Annotated in this window: 19 protein-coding genes; 9 read left to right on the plus strand and 10 right to left on the minus strand. The window is 64.4% G+C overall.

The genetic code is table 11. The features are described from left to right. Positions 1–20 precede the first annotated feature (20 nt). On the minus strand, positions 21–1,250 hold the full coding sequence (locus tag AC0Z35_RS04665) for a metal-dependent hydrolase family protein (RefSeq protein ID WP_485131224.1): 1,230 nt from the start codon (positions 1,248–1,250) through the stop codon (positions 21–23). 246 nt (positions 1,251–1,496) lie between these two features. Here AC0Z35_RS04665 and AC0Z35_RS04670 point away from each other — a divergent pair, with 246 nt between their 5' ends. Then, entirely contained in the window at positions 1,497–2,447 is a 951-nt protein-coding gene (locus AC0Z35_RS04670) for a LysR substrate-binding domain-containing protein (RefSeq protein WP_485131647.1), read from the plus strand. A gap of 55 nt (positions 2,448–2,502) precedes the next feature. Here the strand turns inward: AC0Z35_RS04670 and AC0Z35_RS04675 are convergent, their stop codons facing one another. Then, on the minus strand, positions 2,503–3,639 hold the full coding sequence (locus AC0Z35_RS04675) for an FUSC family protein (RefSeq protein WP_485131223.1): 1,137 nt from the start codon (positions 3,637–3,639) through the stop codon (positions 2,503–2,505). A gap of 163 nt (positions 3,640–3,802) precedes the next feature. Here AC0Z35_RS04675 and AC0Z35_RS04680 point away from each other — a divergent pair, with 163 nt between their 5' ends. From AC0Z35_RS04680 to AC0Z35_RS04690, 3 genes are all read left to right on the plus strand, one after another. Next, entirely contained in the window at positions 3,803–4,819 is a 1,017-nt protein-coding gene (locus AC0Z35_RS04680) for an amino acid ABC transporter substrate-binding protein (RefSeq protein ID WP_314355445.1), read from the plus strand. 209 nt (positions 4,820–5,028) lie between these two features. Next, on the plus strand, positions 5,029–7,116 hold the full coding sequence (locus tag AC0Z35_RS04685) for a UvrD-helicase domain-containing protein (protein WP_485133302.1): 2,088 nt from the start codon (positions 5,029–5,031) through the stop codon (positions 7,114–7,116). A gap of 118 nt (positions 7,117–7,234) precedes the next feature. Further along, positions 7,235–7,516, plus strand: a complete 282-nt coding sequence (locus tag AC0Z35_RS04690; protein WP_104141761.1) for a peptidylprolyl isomerase — start codon at positions 7,235–7,237, stop codon at positions 7,514–7,516. 95 nt (positions 7,517–7,611) lie between these two features. Here AC0Z35_RS04690 and AC0Z35_RS04695 read toward each other — a convergent pair whose 3' ends face one another. The 4 genes from AC0Z35_RS04695 to AC0Z35_RS04710 all read right to left on the minus strand — a co-directional run bounded on the left by AC0Z35_RS04695 (position 7,612) and on the right by AC0Z35_RS04710 (position 12,051). Then, positions 7,612–8,352, minus strand: coding sequence for an ATP-binding cassette domain-containing protein (locus tag AC0Z35_RS04695; RefSeq protein ID WP_485131646.1), 741 nt, complete (start codon positions 8,350–8,352; stop codon positions 7,612–7,614). Between the two features lie 62 nt (positions 8,353–8,414). Next, positions 8,415–9,377 carry a sugar ABC transporter substrate-binding protein gene (locus tag AC0Z35_RS04700; protein ID WP_120157086.1) on the minus strand — a complete coding sequence of 321 codons (963 nt, stop codon included), beginning with the start codon at positions 9,375–9,377 and terminating at the stop codon, positions 8,415–8,417. A gap of 18 nt (positions 9,378–9,395) precedes the next feature. Continuing rightward, positions 9,396–10,337 (minus strand): ABC transporter permease, encoded by a 942-nt coding sequence (locus tag AC0Z35_RS04705; RefSeq protein WP_485131221.1) that lies wholly within the window; start codon positions 10,335–10,337, stop codon positions 9,396–9,398. A 145-nt stretch (positions 10,338–10,482) separates the two neighbouring features. Further along, positions 10,483–12,051: a xylulokinase gene (locus AC0Z35_RS04710; protein WP_485131220.1), complete on the minus strand. Its 1,569-nt coding sequence runs from the start codon at positions 12,049–12,051 to the stop codon at positions 10,483–10,485. Between the two features lie 273 nt (positions 12,052–12,324). On the opposite strand from AC0Z35_RS04710, the gene AC0Z35_RS04715 reads away from it, so the two are divergent. Further along, complete coding sequence (locus AC0Z35_RS04715; RefSeq protein ID WP_120157088.1) at positions 12,325–13,524, plus strand: ABC transporter substrate-binding protein; 1,200 nt, start codon at positions 12,325–12,327, stop codon at positions 13,522–13,524. Positions 13,525–13,631: 107 nt separating this feature from the next. Next, positions 13,632–13,805, plus strand: a complete 174-nt coding sequence (locus AC0Z35_RS04720; protein ID WP_485131668.1) for a hypothetical protein — start codon at positions 13,632–13,634, stop codon at positions 13,803–13,805. 42 nt (positions 13,806–13,847) lie between these two features. On the opposite strand, the gene AC0Z35_RS04725 is transcribed toward AC0Z35_RS04720, so the two are convergent. Then, positions 13,848–15,320, minus strand: coding sequence for a DUF1254 domain-containing protein (locus AC0Z35_RS04725; RefSeq protein ID WP_485131219.1), 1,473 nt, complete (start codon positions 15,318–15,320; stop codon positions 13,848–13,850). Between the two features lie 173 nt (positions 15,321–15,493). On the opposite strand from AC0Z35_RS04725, the gene AC0Z35_RS04730 reads away from it, so the two are divergent. After that, positions 15,494–16,087 (plus strand): hypothetical protein, encoded by a 594-nt coding sequence (locus AC0Z35_RS04730; RefSeq protein ID WP_485131218.1) that lies wholly within the window; start codon positions 15,494–15,496, stop codon positions 16,085–16,087. Between the two features lie 59 nt (positions 16,088–16,146). Here the strand turns inward: AC0Z35_RS04730 and AC0Z35_RS04735 are convergent, their stop codons facing one another. The 3 genes from AC0Z35_RS04735 to AC0Z35_RS04745 all read right to left on the minus strand — a co-directional run bounded on the left by AC0Z35_RS04735 (position 16,147) and on the right by AC0Z35_RS04745 (position 17,641). Further along, on the minus strand, positions 16,147–16,710 hold the full coding sequence (locus AC0Z35_RS04735) for an ureidoglycolate lyase (RefSeq protein ID WP_046803331.1): 564 nt from the start codon (positions 16,708–16,710) through the stop codon (positions 16,147–16,149). Beyond that, complete coding sequence (locus AC0Z35_RS04740; protein ID WP_485131217.1) at positions 16,707–16,946, minus strand: Arm DNA-binding domain-containing protein; 240 nt, start codon at positions 16,944–16,946, stop codon at positions 16,707–16,709. The genes AC0Z35_RS04735 and AC0Z35_RS04740 overlap by 4 nt, the downstream gene beginning before the upstream one ends. Positions 16,947–17,122: 176 nt before the next feature. Continuing rightward, positions 17,123–17,641 (minus strand): Hcp family type VI secretion system effector, encoded by a 519-nt coding sequence (locus AC0Z35_RS04745; RefSeq protein WP_046803329.1) that lies wholly within the window; start codon positions 17,639–17,641, stop codon positions 17,123–17,125. Between the two features lie 379 nt (positions 17,642–18,020). Between AC0Z35_RS04745 and AC0Z35_RS04750 the strand changes: the two genes are divergently transcribed. After that, a complete protein-coding gene (locus AC0Z35_RS04750; protein WP_120157092.1) occupies positions 18,021–18,401 on the plus strand; it encodes a cupin domain-containing protein in 381 nt (126 codons plus the stop codon). 257 nt (positions 18,402–18,658) lie between these two features. Continuing rightward, the gene (locus AC0Z35_RS04755) at positions 18,659–21,823 is read left to right on the plus strand and encodes a WG repeat-containing protein (RefSeq protein WP_485131216.1); all 3,165 of its coding nucleotides are present in this window, start codon (positions 18,659–18,661) and stop codon (positions 21,821–21,823) included. Position 21,824: the final 1 nt, after the last annotated feature.

The raw sequence follows: 21,824 nt of genomic DNA on the forward strand, positions 1-21,824 counted from the left end.
GAAGTAAGGGTGAAAGAACGTCACCAGGCGTTCTTGTGCAGCAAGCCGCGGTTCATGATGAGCTTGATGGAATCGGGCTGCGTCAGCAGGGCGATGTCGTCCAGCGGGTTGCCGTCGACCAGCAACAGGTCGGCATGCGCGCCTTCGCGGACTTCACCCAGCAAGCCTTCCTGGTTCAAGATCTCGGCGCCGATCAACGTCGCTTGCTGGATCACCTTGGCGTTGCCCAGCACGCGCGCGCGCAAGGGCAGTTCGTCGGCTTGCATGTAGTGGGTTTCGCCCAGCAGGTCGCTGCCGTAGCCCATCTTCACGCCGACTTCGTCCAGGATTTCCAACGCCTTCAAGCCCTGGGTGCGCACGGTGGCGATTTTCTTGACCGAGTCCGCCGGCAGGCCATAGCGCTCGCCGTCGTTGGCCAGGCCTTCGTAGGTGATCAGCGTGGGCACCATGTAGGCGCCATGTTCTTTCATCACCTCGGCCGCCTCGCGGTCCACCAGGTTGCCGTGTTCGATGGTGCGCACGCCGCAGCGCACGGCACGCGTGATGGCGCGCGGCGTGTAAGCGTGGGCCATCACATAGGTGTTGGCGTTGCTGGCTTCTTCAACGATGGCGATCAGTTCTGATTCAGAAAACCCCAGGTTCTGGATCGGGTCGTTCGGCGACGCCACACCGCCCGAGGCCATGACCTTGATTTGCGTGGCGCCTTTCAGGATTTCCTCACGCACCGCCAGGCGGCAGTTGTCCACCCCGTCGACCACGCGGCCGATGTTGCCGATCTTGACCGAGCACGGGCACGGGTCCAGCTCGTCGTTGCGCGGCCGGAAGTCGCCATGGCCGCCCGTCTGCGACAGGGCTTTGCCCGAGCAGAACAGGCGCGGGCCATCGACCACGCCGTCCAGCACGGCTTGCGCCAAGGCCCAATCCGCGCCGCCGGCATCGCGCACCGAGGTAAAGCCCCGGTCCAGCATGCCTTGCATGATGGGCAAGGCGCGCAGCAGTGCCAGCGCGTTGGGCAAGGCGGCCACGCGGCCCAGGTTGAACGACGAGGCCACCACGTGCACGTGGCAGTCGATCATGCCCGGCATCAAGGTCATGCCCTTGGCGTCAACCACCTCGGCGTCGGGCGCCGTCAGCGCGTCGGCGCTGATGCGGGAGATCATTCCGTCTTCGATCAATACGTTGGCCGCGTCTTCGAGGACCATCGATCGGGTATTCAAGATCTTGCAATTCTTAACAACAACCGGCTTCATAAATAAATCACGCTATCTGTTCAACATGCAGGAAATTCAGCATGGCGAACTCTACCGGTACAATCCAAACGTCCGATACCGGGTCTCCCCTTAGGCGTTCGACACAAAATAGAACAGCCTTATGAGCTTTACTCATACCCCTCTTCGGGAATGCTCCGCGCCGGTTTTGAGCCACATTTCTTATCCGCGATTCATAGCCGGATTGCGCACACCACCATGAGACGTCGCTGCCCCACCCTCTCAGAGTTGAACGCGTTCACCGCGGCGGCGCGTCACTTGTCGTTCTCCAAGGCGGGCAAGGAACTGTTCGTGACGCAAAGCGCGATCAGCCGGCATATCGCCACGCTGGAAAGCTATCTGGGCCACACCCTGTTCATTCGCGCCACCAATGGCTTGCAGCTGACCCGCATGGGCGCGACCTACCTGAGCCTGATCCGGCCGGCCCTGCACACGCTGGAAAGCGCCACATCGCAGGTCATGGCCACGCAGCAGTCGGCCAAGTCGTTGAACGTATCCGCCGCGCCCACCTTCGCGGCGCAATGGTTGTTTCCCCGCTTGAAGACGTTTCGCGCCTTCAACCCGGATATCTCGGTCAACTTCGTGCGCTACAGCGTGGCGGATTACAAAAGCACCGAACTGGATTTCGATGCATCCATCCAGTATGGCTATGGGGATTGGCACGATGGCGACGCCAAGTACCTGACCGGGCGCGAAACCCGCCTGGTGTGCTCGCCCGATTATCTGGAACAGCACCCCATCAACAGCCTGGAAGACATCAAGCAGTGCACGCTGCTACAGCACATCGAGATTCCGCTGTCGTGGGAATACTGGTTTTCCACGTATATCGGCGATTATGATCGCGCGCGTTTCGGCCCGGGGTTCAATCTGTTTTCAATGATTATCCAGGCGGCCTCATCCGGCTTCGGCGTGGCCTTGATGCCGCATTGCCTGATCGAAAAGGAACTGACGACGGGGCAGCTGGTGGACGTGTTCGACCGCGCGTTTGAAAGCCCGCTGGGTTATTACCTGTGCGCGCCGAACTGGCGCAGCAATATGGAAAGCTATGACCGCCTGAGCCAGTGGCTGTCGCATGAATGTTTGCATGGCGCGGCCGTGGAAGGCGCCATGGTGCAAACCGCCAAGCCGGATGCCGATTGCCCCTATTGCGCGGCGGGTCTGGCACCCACGGGCGGATAACGACAAAAAAAGGAATATGGGCAAGAGCCGGCATCCGCCCCCCCTGCCCACGTAATCAACTCACCCGATTCGGCAGCACCGCGCGCATCCACCGGCTTAATCGCGGCCGTATGCGTTGGTTATGCAGCAGCACCGCGCCCAGCACCCCGATGAACGCGCCGATGACTGTATCCACAAACCGCGCTTCAATGACGTCGGCCGGATAGCCCTGGCCTAGATGGGGCGCTTCGGCCAGGAATATGGTCAGCGGCGTAATCAGCGCCACCGCGCTGGCATAGTGGCGGACCACCAGCGTTTCAATACCGAACGACAGCGCCATCATCACCAGGCTAAGCGTCCACACATTCAACGGCAGGCTCAACAACGCCCACGCCACGCACAAACCCAGCGCCGTTCCCAATATCCGATGCAGCTGGCGGTTCCAGGCCGCCCACAGGCTGGCGCCCTGGATAATCGCCAGGCAACTGACCGGCACCCAATACGGGCGCGGCAGTTGCAGTAATTCGGCCACCAACAAGGAAATGCCCACGAACAGGCCGATGATGACCGAGTCGTACACCACAAAATCAAAGGTCGGTTTGGGCGGCGCGGCTTCGGGCGGCGGCGGCGCCACGCGCGTCATGTGCAGGGAATACGCAAACGCCACCAGGCAGGCCACCAGGCAACCCAGCGCCACCATGCCAACGCGCATCGGCACATCTTCAATATGGCCAGGCGTATACGCGGCAATCGCGGTGGCCATAATGAAGAACAGGCTGCCCGGCGGCCCCAGCCGATAGCAGCGGCACACCATGTTCACCAGGATGGCAATAACGGTCAGTGCGGCAATCATCGCCGTGGGCCAGAACTGCGTCAGCGCGCCGATGGCGTAGCAGGCGACCATGCCGAACGCGGCCGCCAGCAGCATCATCATGCGTTGGGCAAGTGAAGTATTGGGCAGGCTTAGAAACACCATGCCGCCCAAACTGGACATCAGGCCATAGTCCATGCGGCCAAAATACGCGCCCACCATTAATGGCAAGCCGGAAGACAGCGCGGCGGCCAGCGGCATTTCCCAGCGCCGGTCGCTGGTATTGACGCGGATCAGTTCACGCCACGTGCCCTGCACCTGCTGCTTGACGAAACCACGCCCCGGGCGGCGCCGGGCGTGGCCGCCGTCGTCGGCACCTTCGGGTGGATCTTTCTGATTCATTTATCGCCCCTGTGTCGGCCCGGCAAGAATTATCCCCGTAAATTCCGCCCAGTGGATTTAACGGGAATTCCCTGATATTCCCGCCCAGGCGGCGTGGCTACCATTCCGCGCACCTCGGCCCACGGCCGACAGAATACCAATGCGCCCAGCGCGCGGAGACACCATGAAAGCACTCAAACACGTTGCGGCAGGCACCGCCTTATTTCTTTCGTCCTGGGCCGCCACGGCGGGCGTGACTTTCGACAGCGTCAAGAACAAGGGCTTTGTCCAATGCGGCGTCTCGACCGGCGTGGCCGGCTTTTCGGTCAATGACAGCAAGGGCGGCTGGGTCGGCCTGGACGTGGACCTGTGCCGCGCGCTGGCCATCACCATGTTTGGCGACCCCGCCAAATCCAAGATCATGGCCGTCAGCGCCGTGCAGCGTTTTACCGCGCTGCAATCCGGCGAAGTGGACGTCCTGCCGCGCAACACCACGCTATCACTCACGCGTGACACCACGTTGGGGTTGATCGGCGTGGGCGTGAACTACTACGACAGCCAGGGCATCATGGTGAACAAGTCCCTGAACGTGAAAAGCGCCAAGGAACTGGACGGCGCCACCGTGTGCGTGCAACCGGGCACGACCACCGAACTGAACCTGGCGGACTGGTTCCGCTCGCAGAACATCGCGTTTAAACCGGTGGTGGTGGAACGCCTGGACGAGATCATCCGCGCCTTCGCGGTGGGCCGCTGCGACGCGTTCACCGGCGACAAGTCGCAACTGGCCGCGGCGCGCAGCAACCTGGAAAACCCCGGCCAATACGACATCCTGCCCGAGAACTTCTCGAAGGAACCGCTGGGCCCCATGGTGCGCCAGGGCGACGAGCAGTGGTTCAACGTCGTGCGCTGGACCATGTTCGCCATGCTGGAAGCCGAGGAATACGGCGTCACGTCCAAGAACGTGGACGAGATGCTGAAAAGCACCAACCCCAACGTGCAACGCCTGCTGGGCGTGACGCCCGGCATGGGCAAGAACCTGGGCGTGGACGACAAGTGGGCCTACAACATCATCAAGCACATCGGCAACTACGGCGAGAGCTTCGAAAAGAACCTGGGCCCCAGCAGCCCGCTGAAGCTGTCGCGCGGCCTGAACGCGTCTTACCGTGACGGCGGCCTGATGTACGGGTGGCCGGTGCGCTGATCGCGGCGCGTCCGCTTTCCACATCTGCTTTCCCGTAGTCAGGACCTGAATGGCCGGCAGGCGCGCCTAGCGCCCGCCGGCCATTTGCGTTGCGGAGCCCATTTTTGGAATCGTTACACTGGCGTCTTCCGCTGCGACATTCTGCTCGCGCCTTTTTTGCCTAGATGACCACAAACTCCCCTGCCCCCCAGTTCTTCCCGTCCGGATTCGTGCCCACTGAAGAACAGGCCCGGATCCAGACCTCGCGCAGCCGGACCAGCCTGGTCATCGCCAACGCGGGCGCCGCCAAGACCACCACGCTGGCCCTGCGCATCGGCGAAGCGCTGACGCGCGGCCTGCCGCCTGAAGACATCCTGGCGCTGACGTTCACGGATGAAGCGCGCCAGGTGCTGCAAACGCGCCTGGTCGACGTCGGTATCGCCTACAACACGGCGCGGCGCGTCCCTGTGCAAACGGTTGAAGAGTATGCGCAGCGGGTATTGGCCAAGATCGAAGACGGCAAGCCCGAGGTGTTGCCGTCCACGCGCGAACAACAGGCCTACGCCTTGTACGCTCTGGAAAGCGTGGCGGCCAATAACCCGCAATATGCCGAGCTGCTGGATATCCGTACGCACAACACGGCCGTCAGCCAGTTTCTGGATAACCTGCTGAAGCTGAAAGCCACGATGCAGATCGCGCCGAATGACGAGGCCGATGCCGTGTCCATCGCCGAAAGCGCGGGCGTGACAATCACCGATTATCTGTGGGCCGTTGAATACGAAAAACAGCGCGTTGATGTGTTCGGTTATGTAGACGCCCGGGGTTTTTTTGACGCCACGTACGATCTGGCCCGCCTGCTGCGCTCTTCTTCCGACCCGCGCGACGTGCTGGCCCCTTACAGGCTGGTGTTGTGTGACGAGCTGCACGACATCAACGAAGCGTCGTTCTGCATTATCGAAGCGCTGCTGAATGTGGACGTTACGTATTTTGTAGGCGTGGGCGATAAAGACCAGGTGATTTATTCACACCTGGGCGCGGATGAATCGTTCCTGCAAACTCGCATCCGTGCCAGCTTCCCGGATTGCGCAAACTACCCGCTGACGATGACGTACCGCCACGGCCCGCATCTGGCCTACGCGATGGAAGCGTTCAAGCAAAAACCGGTGGATTCAAACCTGCCGCTGCGCACTGACATTCACGAGGCCGCGTACGCCGACACGCCGGGTGCGTGTGGCGACCAGGTCGTCAAGGCGATCCTGCAATGGAAGCAGGACCGCAAACCGCTGGACCAATGCTGCGTCCTGCTGCGCGACGCGCATCAATCCATCGAAATCGAAAACGCCTTGATGAACGCCGGCCTGCCCTACCGCACGCTGACGATGAAGAGCTACCTGCTGCGCGAAGAAATCCTGTTCCTGCGCGGCATGCTCGCCATTGCGCTTGACGACTTCCACCACGTGGCCGCACCCGCCACGCGCGAGGCCATCGTCGACGCGCTGACCACCTTTGCCGAAGTGCCGCTGACGCCGCAGGAACTGCGCGAAGCCCAGACCACGCTGGCCAACGAGCCGTCCGCGCTGAAGCACTTTTTCAGCGGCCAGATACAGCGCGTGGGCAGCCCCGCCGCCCGCGCCCGCATCACGGACGCGGTGGAACACCTGCGCGCCTTGCCCACCGACACCCCCGCCTACCTGGCGCTGGAGTCCGTGCGCGACGGCATGGACATGGAAAAACTGGCCAGGCGCCTGTACGTGCACCCCTACGAGGCGTCCGTCGTCACGCGGTCGATCAACGGTTTCATCGCATCGGCCAAGGCGTCGGCCAAGACGCTGCGCGAGTTCTCGGAATGGATCGGCGCGGCGGAAGCCTTTGTCGGCGCGCGGCCCGGCAAGAACACGGTGCAGATGGATTGCATCGTCAACGTCAAGGGCAAGGAATTCGAACACGTCGTCCTGCCCTTCATGGACGCCGACGCATTCCCCGACCCGCTGCGTCAACGCCGCGAAGAAGAGAACCTGTTTTACGTCGCGGCAACACGAACCAAGTCGCGCCTGACCTTGATATCGACGCAAGACGCCACGCGCCGCAGCGCGTTCATCGACCAGATGCAACTGGCCGCCACGCAAAAGCGCGCGGACACCGCGCTACGCCGAAACATGGCCGCGCCGGTGCAAGCGGTGGGCCACCGGGATCTGAAAGTGGCCTACGCGAACCGGGACGTGGTCAAGGCGCTGGGCGCGCAATGGGACAAGACCCGCAAGGTTTGGTATGTGCCCAGCGGGATGGACTTGGGGCCGTTTCGGGAATGGCTGGCGTAACGTCGGGTTAATAACCGCAACAGGGCCGCCACGAAAGCCAGTTTATGATGGCACCGTAGTGAGCACGCCCAAATGCGTTACTCTCCCCTCCCCAATCTATTCCGCAAGGAGCCTCCACATGGCACAAGCCTCCGCCCGTCACATCCTCGTTTCCACCGAAGACAAGTGCAACGAACTCAAGACCGCCATTGAAAACGGCGCTGACTTTGCTCAAGTCGCCAAGGAAAACTCCAGCTGCCCGTCGAGCCGTGACGGTGGCAACCTGGGCACGTTTGGCCCGGGCCAGATGGTCAAGGAATTCGATACCGTCGTGTTCAGCGCCCCGGTCGGCGTGGTGCAAGGTCCGGTGAAGACGCAGTTCGGTTATCACCTGGTTGAAGTGACCAGCCGCCAGGACTAAGTCCCGCCGCTGCACGATAAAAGGCCGCCGCCAGGGGAAACCCGGCGGCGGCTTTTTTTATGCGTCAGGCGCAAATGCGGGCACGCCCGCCAGAATCAATCTTTACCCGTCATCACCCGATGCGCCAGGGCGTCGGCGTCCAGGCCGGCGATGTCGCGTTCGATCACTTTGACGCCACCTTTCAAAATGGCGACACGATCGGCCAGCGCGACCACGTCGGCCATGTTGTGACTGATCAGGATTACCGTGCGCCCTTCTTCGCGCAGCTTGCGCACCAGGTTCAGGACCAAGGCGGTTTCCTTGACGCCCAGGGCGGCGGTGGGCTCGTCCATGATGACGACGCGCGCGTCCCAGCGCAGGGCGCGGGCGATGGCGACGGCCTGGCGTTGGCCGCCCGACATGCGTTCAACGGGGCGCTCCATGTCGTCGATGGGCACCGACAGGCGCTGGAGATAGCCGCGCGCCTGCTCGGCCATGCGGCGCTTGTCCAGCACGCGCAGCGGGCCGACGCGGCGGACCAGCTCGGCCCCCATGAAGACGTTTTCCCAGATGGACAGGCGCGGCGCCAGGGCCAGGTCCTGGTAGATGGTGGCGATGCCCTGGACCAACGCATCGTGCGGCGAGCGGAAGGCGACGGCGCGGCCGTTCAGGCTGAGTTCGCCGCCCGTGGGTTCCTGCGCACCCGAGATGATGCGGATCAGCGTGGATTTGCCCGCGCCGTTGTCGCCGCAAATGGCCATGACCTTGCCTTCGGGTACGTCCAGGTCCACGCCTTTCAGGGCCTCGACCGCGCCGTACGATTTGCGGATCTGGCGTAGCGACAAGGCGGCGGTGATGGGGGGCATGCTGGCTGGGGTCATCGGGGTCATGCTGACTGGGATTACACGCTGGCCCGCATTCACTTCGCGGCGGGTTGCAGGAACTTCTGCACGTTGGACGCATCGACCAACACCGAATCCATGAACAGGTACGGCCCCGAGGCCACCGTTTCCTTGGGCTCTTTCTTGACCACGATGCGGTCGATGGATTCGATGGCGCTGGTGCCCAGCTGTTCGAACGGAATCATCATCGTGGCGGTGATCAGGCTGTTGGGGTCGGCGATGCGGCGATAGGTTTCGGGCCCGCCGTCCACCGACACCAGCGTGATGTCGCCCTTCTTCATGCCTTGCGATTGCAGCAGGTCGTCGATGACGTAGGCTTGCCCGTCAAACGATGCCCACACGCCCTTGAACTGACCTTGATGGCGCAGGAACAGCGCCTGCATGCCGTTGCGCACATCGTCGCGCCAGCTTTGCGTGCGGGCCATGCTGAACTTGGCCAGATCCTTGACGGCGGTGTTCTCCGTCAGCACCGCGTCCAGCATCTTGCCGCGAATGCGCGTGCCCGAGTTGCCATCAAAGCGCGCCGACAAAATGTTGCCCTGATAGCCCATCTTGCCCAGCAGGTACAAGACCGACTGCGCGCCCGTAGCGTATTCGTTGACTTCCACGTCGAACAGCATGTGCGGGCTGGCGCCGGACATCACGCCCACCACCGGAATGCCTTTCTCTTTGGCGGCCTGCAACTGCGCGTCGGTTTCCACCGGCTTGCCCATCGCCACGACGATGGCATCGACCTTCTTGTTGACCAGCGTGTCCAGCTGTTCGGCCAGCTTGGGCAACGAGCCCTCGGCGTTCAGTTGCGTGACCGTCCAGCCCTTGGCGCGCGCGGCCTGGGCGGCGGCGTTGGCCACGCGGGCGTGCGTCTCGGACGACATCTGGAACGCGACGATGCCGACGTCAAAGGCGTGGGCGGCGCTGGCGGCCAACGCTTGCGCGGCGAAGGCGCCCGCCAGCAACGTGCGCTTGATCAATGTCTTCATGATGGTTTCCCCTTCGGATCAGAATTTGAAAGCCGCTTTCTTCAGCACGGCCGATGACACCGCGACGGATGCAATCATGATGAATCCCAGCACGATGTCCTGCACGTAGTACGGCGCGCCCATCAGCACCAGGCCGTTGCCCAGCACCTTCAGGATCAACGCGGCCACCAGCGTGCCGCCGATGTTGGCATGGCCGGGGTTGAACATCGTCATGCCCAGCAGCACGGCGGCGATGGCATACAGGAAGTAGTCGCCGGCCATGTTGGGCGCGGCGGACGACAGGCTGGATGTCAGCAGCACGGCGGCGACGCCGGCGCACAGGCCGGACAACGCCAGCCCGATGCTTTTCATGGCGCGGATGTTGATGCCGGCCAGGCGCGCGGATTCGCCGGCCTCGCCCGTGGCCGTCATGCGCGCGCCGGTGCGCGTCCACTTGATAAGGAAATACGCGACCAGCACGATGCCCAGCATCCACAGCACCAGCGCCGGGATGCCGAAGGGCTTGGCGCGAGCCAGGTCGGTAAAGGCAGTGGGCCAGCGGCCTACGTAGGACACGCCGTCGGTCAGCATGAAGGCGAAGCCGCGCGCCATGGCGGCCATGCCCAGCGTGGCGATCAGCGATGGCACGCGCAGCAGCGTCACCGCGATGCCGTTGGCCAGGCCGCACAGCAGGCCGACGCCCAGGCCCGCCGCAATCGCGACGATCACCGGTTGGCCGGTATGGACCAGCGCACCGGTGACGACGGCGGCCAGGCTGGCGACGTCGGCCACCGACAAGTCCAGTTCTGCCGTCACCAGCGCCAGCGTGAAGCCGATGGCGATGATGGCCAGGAAGCTGGTTTCCTTGGCGATGTTCAACAGGTTGTTAGGCGCCGCGAAATTAGGGGCGGCGATTGCGAAGAAGCCCACCAGGACCAATCCCGCGATTGCCGTGCCGTACTTTTCCAGGATGCCGCGCATCGACTCAACCCTTGCTGCGTTGGTATTTGTTGTAGTGCAAGGGTTATCCACCGCCTGCCGGGCGTACGCGCCCTGATGGCGTAGCAGTTTATACCCGGGCAGCCCCGCGCAGGGCGGCTTTGCGGCGTCGTCGCACTTAGGGTTTTTACGGCAGGCGCAGTGAGGCCAAGGCGTGCGAGACCGGCGTCAAGGCGGCTTCGGCAGCGCGAAATTGCGCATACAACCGGTGATAGGCGTTGCGTCGGGTGGCGTCGGGATCGTAGCGGTGCGCGGGGCGTGCCAGGGTGGCCTGGGCTTGCGCGAAGCTGCCGTAGCGGCCAAGCGCGGCCCAGGCGGCAGCCGCCGCGCCGATGACGCCCGGCTGGTCCGCCTGCCCCACCACGACGGGGCGTTCGCAGATATCGGCCTTGACCTGGCACCAGTGCGGGTTGGACGCCGCGCCGCCACCGAAGCGGATTTCTGCAACCGGCTTACCCAGTGCGGCTTCGGCGCGTTGCAACACCGTGCGGTTCAAGAAGGCCACGCCTTCCAGCACCGCCCATGCCAGGTCGCCGGGGCCGTGCCGGCGGTTCAGGCCGATGAAGGCGCCGCGCAATTGGGGGTCCCAGTAAGGCACGCGCTCGCCTTGAAGGTAGGGCAGGAACAGTGCGGGCTGCGGGTCGCGCGGCGCGTTAAGCAAGGCGTTCATGGCGTGGCTGACGGCGGACATGTCGCCGGCCCGCGAGTCGCCAAACCGGGCCACCCCGCCCAGCAAGGGCAACAGCCAGGCGATGGTGTCGGCGCCGTTCTGGCCCGGTCCGCCGATCTGGTGGTTGCCGTTGCCCCAGTTCACCGTCATCAGCCCCTCGGCCAGCACCGGCTCGGCGCCGACCGCGCCAAAGACTTCGGTAGTGCCCGAGATGTTGTAAGCGTAGCCGGGCCGCAACGCCCCCAACCCGGCCACGGCGGCCCAGGTGTCGTTCGAGCAGGCGACCACGCTGCGGCCGGCCAGACGGGCCAGCGAACCCGGCAGGCCGGGTTGCACCGGGCCGACGATGGCAAGGGGGTCGAGCAAAGGCGGCACCCAGCCGGGATCGGCGCCGACCGCAGTCAGCAGGTCGGGGGCCGGGCCTTGCGGCCGCCCCGCCGCCGCCAGTCTGGCCATGGACACGGTGTCGCTGGCGGCATGGCCGGTCAGGCGGAAGTTCAGGTAGTCCTTCGGTTCCAGCACGACACGCACGCGTGCGGCGTGTTGCGGTTCGACGCGCAGCAGCCAGACCACGCGCGCCCACGGGTGAAACGCGTTGATCTGCGCGGCCTCGGGGTGGTCGGCGGGCATCGCGGCCAGCCATTGCGCCACGTCCCCCGCCGTGCGCGTGTCGCGCCATGTGATGGCGGGACGCACGGGCGCGCCCTGGGCATCCACGAATACCTGCGTGCGGGTGACGCCGCAGATCGCGAGGGCGGCGATGGCGTCAAAGTCGGCGCCCGCCTGCCGCGCCAGGGTGTCGGACAGCACTTGCAGCCCGCGCCACCACTCGTCGGCATCGATCTCGTCCCAGCCGGCTTGGATGCCGGTGGCCGCCGGGCTGTCGATGGCGCAGGCGTGGGCGATGCCTCCCGCCTCATCCACCAGCGCGGCCCGGAAGCGGGTGCCGCCCAGGTCCACGGCAAGAACGTAGCGCGGGCCGGCAGGGCCGGAAGATTGGGGGTCGGTCGGTGGGCGGCGGGACATAGCGGCAGATTGTATTTCAGGGGGGTCGCGCCTGACCGCGTGGATGACACCAAGATCACGCTGCGCCGCAGCACCGGAAACCGTATCAGTTGATAATTTCTGTTCACGTGACAAGGCCGGATCCGTGCGACAGAATGGGCCGCACCCGGCGGAGACAGCCGGGGCCACGATAGAACAGTACACGTCCAAGCCCCATGAAAAAATCCAGGGACAACGTCGCATTCTGACGACGGCACGGCATCCAAACCAAAACCCCAAGGCGGGAGACAAATCATGAAAAGAACCTTGAACGCGGCGGTAGCCTCGGCACTGCTGGCCTTTGGCGGCGCGGCCGTGGCCGATGACGGCGTGATCCGCATCGGCTTCATCACCGATATGTCGGGCCTGTCGGCCGATGCCGACGGCCCGGGCGGGGCCGAAGCCATCAAGATGGCGGTGGCGGACATGGGCGGCGAAGTGGCCGGCAAGAAGATCGAAGTGCTGGTTGCCGACCATCAAAACCGGGCCGACATTGCGTCGTCTCGCGCGCGCGAATGGCTGGATCAGAAAGGCGTGGACATGCTGATCGCGGGCGCCAATTCCGCCGCCGCGCTGGCCATGGCAAAGGTGGCCGAAGAAAAGAAGACGCCGTTTTTCGTGGTCAGCGCGGGCGCCTCGGAACTGACCAATGCGCAATGCACGCCGTACACGGTGCACTACGTTTACGACACGGTGTCGCTGTCGCGCGGCACGGCGCGCGCGATGCTTAAAGAAGGCAACAAGGACTGGTACTTCCTGACGGTGGACCACGCCTTTGGCCACGCGCTGGAGCGCGATGCGTCGGCCGTGGTGCAGGCAAACGGCGGCCAGGTAAAGGGCCGTGTGCGCCATCCGCTGAACACATCGGATTTCTCTTCCTACATCTTGCAGGCGCAGGCGTCGGGCGCCACGGTGCTGGGCCTGGCCAACTCGGCTGCCGACACCAGCAACGCCGTGAAGGCGGCCGCCGAATTCGGCCTGACGCCGAAGATGAAAATTGCCGGCCTGCTGGTGCTGATCACCGACATCCACGCGCTGGGCCTGGCCGCCGGGCAAGACATGTACCTGACCACCGCCTGGTACTGGGACCAGGACGACGCATCCCGCAAATGGGCCGCGCGCTTTGAAGAGCGCATGAAGAAGAAGCCGTCGATGCTGCAAGCGGGCGATTACTCGGTCACCACCACCTACTTGAACGCGGTGAAAGCCACCGGCACGACGGACGGCGAAGCCATCATGAAGTGGGTCAAGAGCAACCCGGTAAACGATTTCTTCGTGAAGAACGCGACGGTGCGCGCTGACGGCCTGCTGGTGCACGACATGTATTTGATGCAGGTGAAAAAGCCGGCCGAATCGAAGGGGCCTTGGGACTATTACAAGCTGGTCGCGAAGATTCCGGGTGATGAGATCTATACCTCGCCGAAGGAATCCAAGTGCCGCTTGATGACGCAATGATCCGATGACGCAATGACGCAACGACGCATACGGGCAAACCCATAACGCCTTCCAGGGAAAACGCTTGACCCCGCAAGACTTGACCGCCCTGCCCGTGGACCTGAGCGGTGCCTTTGCGCACGCCCTATGCCGCGTCCAAATGGGGCGTGGTCGGGTTGACGCGATCGCTGACGGTGGAGTTGGGCAGTTACGGCATCTGCGCCGGCGTGGCCGATCGCCGGCTGCGTCAGGCTCATGACCTGCGCGGCCTGGCGCGTCGAGCCGTCATGACAACCGTGTAGAAGATGCGCAGATCGTGGATGTTGAAGTTGCGCTTCATGCCGCTAGCGCGCCACGCGTTCGATTTCCGGTGTGACCCACTTGCCGTCCAACAGCGCCGGCTTGGGCCAGTAATAGCGCATCGTCACCATGAACGGGCCGTCCGGCGCCGGCAGCCAGTTTGATTCGCGGCCCTTGCCTGGGGACTGCGCCTGGATGTGAATGGTGACCCCGCCATCCGCGTCTTTTTTCAGCGACGGCAGCATGGAGGAATTGATCAGGTAGCGGCCCAGCGGATTGGGCGCCAGCAATTGCTCGGGCAGGCGATACAGGGTCATGGACCAGAATGCGTTAACGGGCGGCAGGCTGCGCGGCGCGAAGCGCATGGTGTAGGCGTACCTGCCGTCCAGCTCTTGCCCACGGCTGTCTTTTTCAAGCACGGGGTACAGCGCTTCTTCGCGGCTATTGGCGCCGATGCCGATCTGCGTGCCGGTGGCGCGCGACAGGTAATCGTTCTTGAGCTTGGCGCGATCGCCAAACAGCGTATCGGTCTTGCCGGCCAGCGCCGCGCGGTTCTTGTCGATGTCGTTCTGCGCGGTGTGCATGCCCTCTTGCAGGGCGCGGCGCAGGCGCGGGTCCAGCTTGTCGACCGGGTACGGCTGACCCGGCTTGATACCGATGCTTGCCAGGCGTTCGCGCAACCATTTTTCGGTGGGATGCGTGGGGGCAAACTGAAGCAGGAAGGCCAGCTGGTGATAGAACTCAAGCGAGGTGCGCATCTCGTGTGGCGGCACGGGAGCAATCCAGTCGATCGGGGCCGGCGCGGGCGGCGGCGCGGTGCGCGTGTACGCGGACAGCGGCTGCACCTTGTAGCGCGCCTGGATGCGCTTGACGTTGTCCAGGTCGGCCGGGTTGAACAGCTGCGTGCGCCCCACCAGGTTGACCAGTTCCGTTTCTGACTTGATGACCCGCGTGATGCCCTTGGGCGTCTTGCCCTGCCAGCGCGGCCCCGCCACCAGGAAGTGACCGCCGCCGTTGCCGGTCTCGCGGCTGCCGATATAGGCGAAGTTATACGTGTACAGGTCCATCAATTGCAGGACGAAGTACCGCCGCTTCTCCATGGGCGGCACGCTGATGACCACGGGTTCGGCGCGCAGGTCCAGCATCGCGAAGGAATACGGCGTATCGGAATTCGGCGTGACGAACGCGGTGTCTTCGGGCGTGAAGACGCGCGCGATGTTGATGATGGTGTTGGGCGGCCCCTTGTACTGGGGGTTGGTCTTGTCCAGGTTGAAGGCGTACAGGGTCTGGTAGCTGGCGACCATGGGTGTGCCGTACAGATACGCTTCGCTGGCGATGCTGCGCGCCTGCTGCGCGGTGACGCCGTGAATGCCGACGGACTGCGAACCCGTTGCCTCGTCCGGAGACGTGAAGCTGCACCCGGCTACGCCAGCGGCCAGCATCAAGATGGCAAGTCCGCCCAAAACGGGGTGCCGGGCCGGAGACGTCAGGCCGGTGCTACTCTGGCGATCACGCATACATTTGCTCCAACACATTCTGATGTTGGCAACGCCCTGTTGGCGGCAGCGTCGCGGGCAAGGACTGCAATTCCCGGGGGATTCTGGCATATTTCCCGTCAATCAAGAAGGCTCGGCCAACCGCGGCCACAGCGCGGTCAGCCCCCACCCACACCGCAACAACCATCCCTTGCATGCCCACCACCCCGACACACCCCGACGCCCTCTTGCCCATTGACGCCAACGTGCGCGCATCGTCGTACTTCGTTCTGCGGGCAACGCACGCCTGCCGCCACTGCCGGCACGCCACCCCGGTTTACGCGCTGGCGTTGCCGCCGGGGCACGAAAGTACAGAGGCCGAGACGGAGTTGGACGACGATGGCGACAGCCGGGGCCTGGACCCGGGCGCGTTTCACGATTGGCTGTTCAGCCCGCCAACCTGGCAATGCGTACCCGGCCCGGCGCTGATCTCGCAAGTGGGAATATTGGCGGCGGACGTGGCGGCGCACTTGCGCCAGGCGGCCCCGGCGCTACGCGCGGACCCGGACGGCCAGGGTCAATGGACCAATTTTTGCGAGCATTGCGGCCACGCGATATGGGAGGGCGATTTGTACCCAACCGTGGGCCAGGCCTTTTGCCCGAAGGACGATGCCGCTGCCACACAGGTCTTGGTACAGACCGTGCACGCGCCCTTCGCGGCTTACGCGTCGATGATCTGGTCGGACGGCTATCGCAACAAATGGCCGCTGTTCAAGCGGCTGGGCGTAGCGTGCGGCGAGGCGGATTGAATCAGCGTCGGGCCGCGCAGGTCGGGCCGCGTCAGGTCGCGCCGGCCGACCTTCAGCGCTCAGGCATCCACGGCCTGCTCGCGTTCCGCCACGTCTTCAAGCTGATGCGTGGCAATTGCCACGATGGCGCTTTCGGTCGCGCGGGCATCGGTGCTCAGGTGCTGGATCAGGTCCAGCGTAGTGGACCGGCGCGTCAGCATCAGGCAGGTCACCTCGGCATCGACCACGCGGGTTGCATGCCAGCAGCCCGGCCGCATGCAGATGCCCTGCCCTTGCGGCACAAGAAAGGCGGCCAGCGTCGTCAGGTCGGGGCTGCCGTCGGCATTGCTGCTGGCCACCACCTGGATGATCGTGCCGGTCAGCGGCACGATGGCCTGTTGCGTCAGCAGGTGCTTTTCCAGGCTGGCGATGTCGGTCGCGCGGCTTCGGTAATTTACCCACAGCACTTCGGCGTCGCCGCCCGCGCCCGTGTTGAAGACATGTTCCTGCCAGAAGTCCGTGGCGGCGTTCGAGAACAGCGGCACCCCGTTGCCGTCCGGAATCGGCTTGCCCAGCATCCAGCCATAAGGCGTGAACGCTTGCGGCGTCAGGTCGTTGACTTCCAACTGCGTGTTGCTTGTCATGCGGAACCCTGTGTTGGCTTGGGCGGCGTGCCGCGTTTAGGAAATTCAGCGGCGTAATCGAAATCGCCGCGCGCGATGGCTTCGATGATCGTGGCGCGCCGGTCGGCGGCGCGTTTCAGGTTGGCGGCCGTGGGCTTGACGCGGATGCGTTCCACGCAATGCCGGCCGTCGTAGTAGAAGCCGATCTCGATGGACGATTCCGACGCGGGCCGGACGCCTTCGAACCCCTGGCTCATCGCCTTTCCCGTGATGGTTGCTGTTGGGCCACATGATAAACGCTACGCGATGACGAAAAAAAGGCGCAGCGCGCCTTCAGTGAAACCAAGCCGCGATGACGCACCGGTGCGCCGATGCGCCGGTGCGCCGATGCGCCGGTGCGCCGGTGCTCCGGTGCGCCATCGCGGCGACCTGCTTAGCTTTCCAGCGGTTTGCGCCAGTCGTCCGACGCTTCGGTGCCGGCAATTTCGTGCGTCCACGTGATCTTGCGGTACGCCATGGCTACCTTGATCAACTGCGTGAAGTCCGATTTGCTGGGGTCTTGCGCGTGCGGCAGCACACTCGTGATGTCCACGATGGTGGCGTCTTCCAGCGCCGTCGTGAAGAAGTGTTCCTGCTTGCCGTCGATGGACGTGCGATACCACTTCACTTCAACTTCGGGCAGCATTTCGCCCGAGGCCAGCGCGTGATACAGCAAGGGCGTGGCCTTGTTCAGCGCGCTGGTGAAGATGAACGGCTTGTGCACGCGCTGGCCCGAAGGCTGGCCGCTTTGCGGGTCGGTCGGGGTGTTGACGCGGTGTTCGATTTCCTGGACCAGGATCTGGTCTTCGTGGCCTTCGACGTACACGTTGCCGACCGAATCCGCGGTGAAGGCGCCTTCGGTGATGTTGCCCTGGGTTTTGCCGGAAATGCTGATATAGGCGGGAGTAGGCATGTCGATTCCTAAGTCGTCGTAGTGGGTGGCCATGGTGGCCGGATGCCTCCCGAAGGAGGCGCTACGTAGGGCTAATGCAACATCCATGCCAAGGCGTGAATTAAAAAACTATTCGCAATGGAATCAAAGACTTGGGATGGATTTACGATAAGTACGACGCGCCGCTTCCCCCTTGTTGCCCGTGGTTTCTCGGCTTTTCCGGGGCGATACGGGCCAGAACTGGCTCGCCAGAAAATAAAGGCTTATAGATCAACGCGTTGCAGCGGGTCAGATTTGGCCTGATCGAGCCAGATCTGGCCCAGCTCGGTACCATGGCCGATCAACGCTGTTTTGCACTACCTTGTCTTCCTGCCCCGCCCCGCTACCAAGGACGCCCCACATGACTACCAATTTGTCATCGCATTACGTCTTGCTGGATGCCGCCGGCACCGCGACAACCGTGAACGGCGGCGACGCGTTCTGGTCGCAGTCGCCTGACGAGCTGGACCGTTTCGGCCGTGGCTGGCTGGTGTCGGAATACACCTTCACCAAGGACTGGCCGCAATGGGAGATGCACCCCGAAGCCGACGAGATCGTCCGCCTGATGGCGGGCGCGGCCGAGCTGCATCTGGAATGGCCCACCGGCGTGCAAGTGGTAAAGATGCTGGCCGACGATGCCTATGTCATACCGAAGGGCGCCTGGCACACCGTTAAGGTGATGGAACCCTGTCGCATGTTGCACATCACCATGGGCGCGGGCACACAGCACCGGCCGGTCTAGCGCAGGTCTAGCGCACAACCCTACAACCGGGAAATCAAGGCCAAGGCGAACCGCCGCCGACACGGCACCGACTTGCCACCGAATGGCCATGGGATTGCCACCCGTTAACGCTTCGTTTTCTATCGTTACATTTACCCCTTCATTGCCTGCTACTGCTGGTTACAGTGCTGCCTTCGCATATTTTGGCAAGGCACCCCGACCATGTGGCACGTCCGGCTTGGCTTCCCCTTTTTCGCGGCGCTTGTCCGCGCCTTCGCATGATGCGCGCCGCGATCAAGCCGCTGTCCCTGGCCCTGGCCTTGGCCCTGCCGGCACTGCCCGTGACCGCGCGCGCGGAGTCCTGGCTGGACCAGTGCACCACCTCTTACTACGGACAGGGCTCGGACCCGGTCTGCCATCAGCCTTTCAGCGAAGGGCTGGCGGCCGTGCTGACGGGATCGCGCAGCGATGAGGCCGGCGCCTGGGGCTATATCGACAAGCAAGGACGCATGGCCATCGCGCCTGCCTATCGGTACGTCATGCCGTTCCAGAACGGCGTGGCTGCCGCCAGCCAAGGCGAACTGTGGGGCTATATCGACCCCAAGGGCCAGTGGGTTATCAAGCCGCGCTATACCAACGCCACGGGGTTCAATGCCGAAGGCACCGCGCTGGTTGAAGAAGACGAGCGGGACGTCCTGATCGACCGTCAGGGCAAGGTCGTCAAGACCTTTCCACTGGGCACGCGCACATGGGGTTTCATGCCCGGCCAGAAGCTGGCATCGATAGAAATGCCCACGCCGCCGCGCCTGATCAACACCACGACGGGCGCGGCGGCCGAGCTGCCCGAAGGCGTGATGATGCTGGCCGCGCCGTCGGCCGGTTACCTGCCCGCGCAGGTACGAGGGTCGCGCTATTCCGGATGGTGGGGCCTGCTGGACGCGCAGGGCCGCTGGGCCGTGACGCCGCAGGTGCTGCGTTCGCGCGAAGCACCCATGCGCGACGGCGACGTCGTAGCCGTACGCCGCGATGAAAAGTGGACGTTCGTGGACCCGCGCGGTGAAGCCATTTCGTCCGCCGCCTACGAACGCGTGCAATGGCTCGCGCCCGGCGTGTGGCTGGTGGCCACCGAAGACGGCAAGTCGACGTTGCTGGACGGCCGCCTCAAGCCGACGCATGCGTTCACCACGTCGTACATGGGTGTGCAGCAGCGCGATGGCTGGCGCTATCTGTCCGACGCATCGACCACGCTGTTGATCAGCCCGGCCGGAACGATGCAGAAGCTGGCGATACGCGACGGCCGCGTCGACATCGTGCAAGGCCGCGCGTGGGTCTATGGCATGCCGGCCGATGGCGCGCCGCGCGCGGATGGCGCCGGCGACGCCGCAGCGGGCGACGCAGCAGCAAGCGACGCCGCAAAGGAAGCCGCGCCCGTTGCCGTGGAAGCCTCGGACGGTAACGTCGATATCGCGGCCGACGCAGTAGCGGTGGATGCGGCGGACAATGCGGCCGCCGCTGCGGCAGGAGCCTCCGACGCGTCCAAGCCCGGCGCGGACGCGGTGGCGGCTCCTGCCGCAGCGGTCGATACCGCGGCGGTCGACACCACCGCAGCCGACACCGCCACCGTCGTCACCGACGTCGCGGAAACCGTTGGCGCGGATCAAGCCGCGGCCGGGGCCGAAGTGGCCGACACCATCAGCTCGGACGACGCCGCCTCGTACTCGGCTACGGTCGCCAGCGCCGACGGGTCGCTGGTGCAGGTCTACGCGGCCGACGGCAAACCTTTGCTGGATTCAGACACTGCCCAGCGCCTGCGCGGCTATGACGTCAGCGAGTTTTCACCTCGCAAGACCGCCCCGCGCACGCCAGGCAACGCGACCATGCCGCTGGCGCTGCTGCGCGCCCTCAACGGCGACCGGCCGCTGGCCATCCTGACCGCCACCGGCAAGATCGTGTCGAACCCGCAATGGGAAAACATCGACACCTATAACGTGACGATGCCGCTGGTGGTGCGCGCCAAGGGCGACAAGGTGGGCGCCATCGACGGCCAGGGCAAATGGGCGGTGCCCCCGGAATACAGCGAATTGCGGCCGTTCAACGGCCCCTACACCTGGGCACGCACGCCCGACATGCTGCGCCGCGACGCCATCCTGATCGATGCGCGGGGCAAACCCACGCGCGTGCCGGACGAGGTGGGCGCGGCAGCCTCCGACCTGGACGGCGATCTGCTGGTCTACCGCGCCGCCGACGATAACCGCGAGCGCCGCTGGGGCCTGTGGAACGTGCGCTTGAACGCGCCCGCCCTGAAGCCCGACTACGAACGCATCGAGGAATTCGACGACGACTGGGTCCGCGTGCAGGACAAGGACCGATGGGGCGTCGTCAACCGCCAGGGCCAGTGGGTCGTACCGGCCAAGCACGACAGTGCCTACGGCATGGAATATCTGGGCAACGGCGTCATGCTGGTGAGCGAACCCGAAGGCAAGGGCCTGGCCGGCCGCTACGGCGACAGCCCGTACCGCATGGTCAACCTGCGCACCGGCAAGCACAGCGACATCATCTACGGCAAGCCCGACAAGCTGGCCGAAGGCCGCTACATCGGTCAACTGGCCGACGGCAGCGCCGTGCTGTTTGACGCGCAAGGCCGTGCCACCAAGATTTCCGACGGCCGTCCCGAAAGCAAAGAGCAGCACGGTGAATGGCTGATCGTGCGCCAGGACGAACGCGAAGGCGCCATCGACGCGCGCGGCAACCTGCAAGTGCCCGCGCTGTATGGCGAATTCAACCCCTTCTTCGTGCAGCCCGAGGGCCTGGCGCGCGTCAACCAGGGGTCCGGCTATCGCGTCATCGACCAGCAGGGCAAGACCGTGCTGGAAAAGCGCGGCGACGGCTTCCCGCTGGCGTCCATGCGGCGCGTGCTGTTCACCGACGACAGCTCGTCCACCACGGTGTTGACGGACCTGCAAGGCCGCGAAGTGGCGCGCCTGTCCGGCCGCTATCCGGTCGAATACCGCCACGCCAGCGAAGGCGTGGTGCCGTACAGCGAGAACTACGGCAAGTACGGCTTCCTGGACGCGGCGGGCAAGCGCGTCGTGGGCGCGCACTTCAGCGTGCTGGGCCCGTTGAAACACGGCCTGGCACGGGCGCAACGCCTGGACCGCACCGGCAAGCTGTATGGGTTCATCGACCTGAGCGGCCGCTACGCCATCCCGCCCGCCTACAACTGGGCGCAAGACTTCCAGGACGAACGCGCGATGGTGTTTCACGACCACCTGGTCGAATTCATCGACCCGCGCGGCAAGACCACCACCACCTTTGGGGTGTTGTGCGACCAGATCGTGATTTTTGACGCGGAAGAAAACCAGAGCTGGCCGCGCGAAGCCCTGACCTGCTCCGATGCCAAGCGCATCGATCCCCCCGCCCTAGACTCCGCCAAAGCAGAATGAC

The sequence above is a fragment of the Achromobacter sp. 1L-A-4-B-C2 genome, from assembly GCF_057291955.1.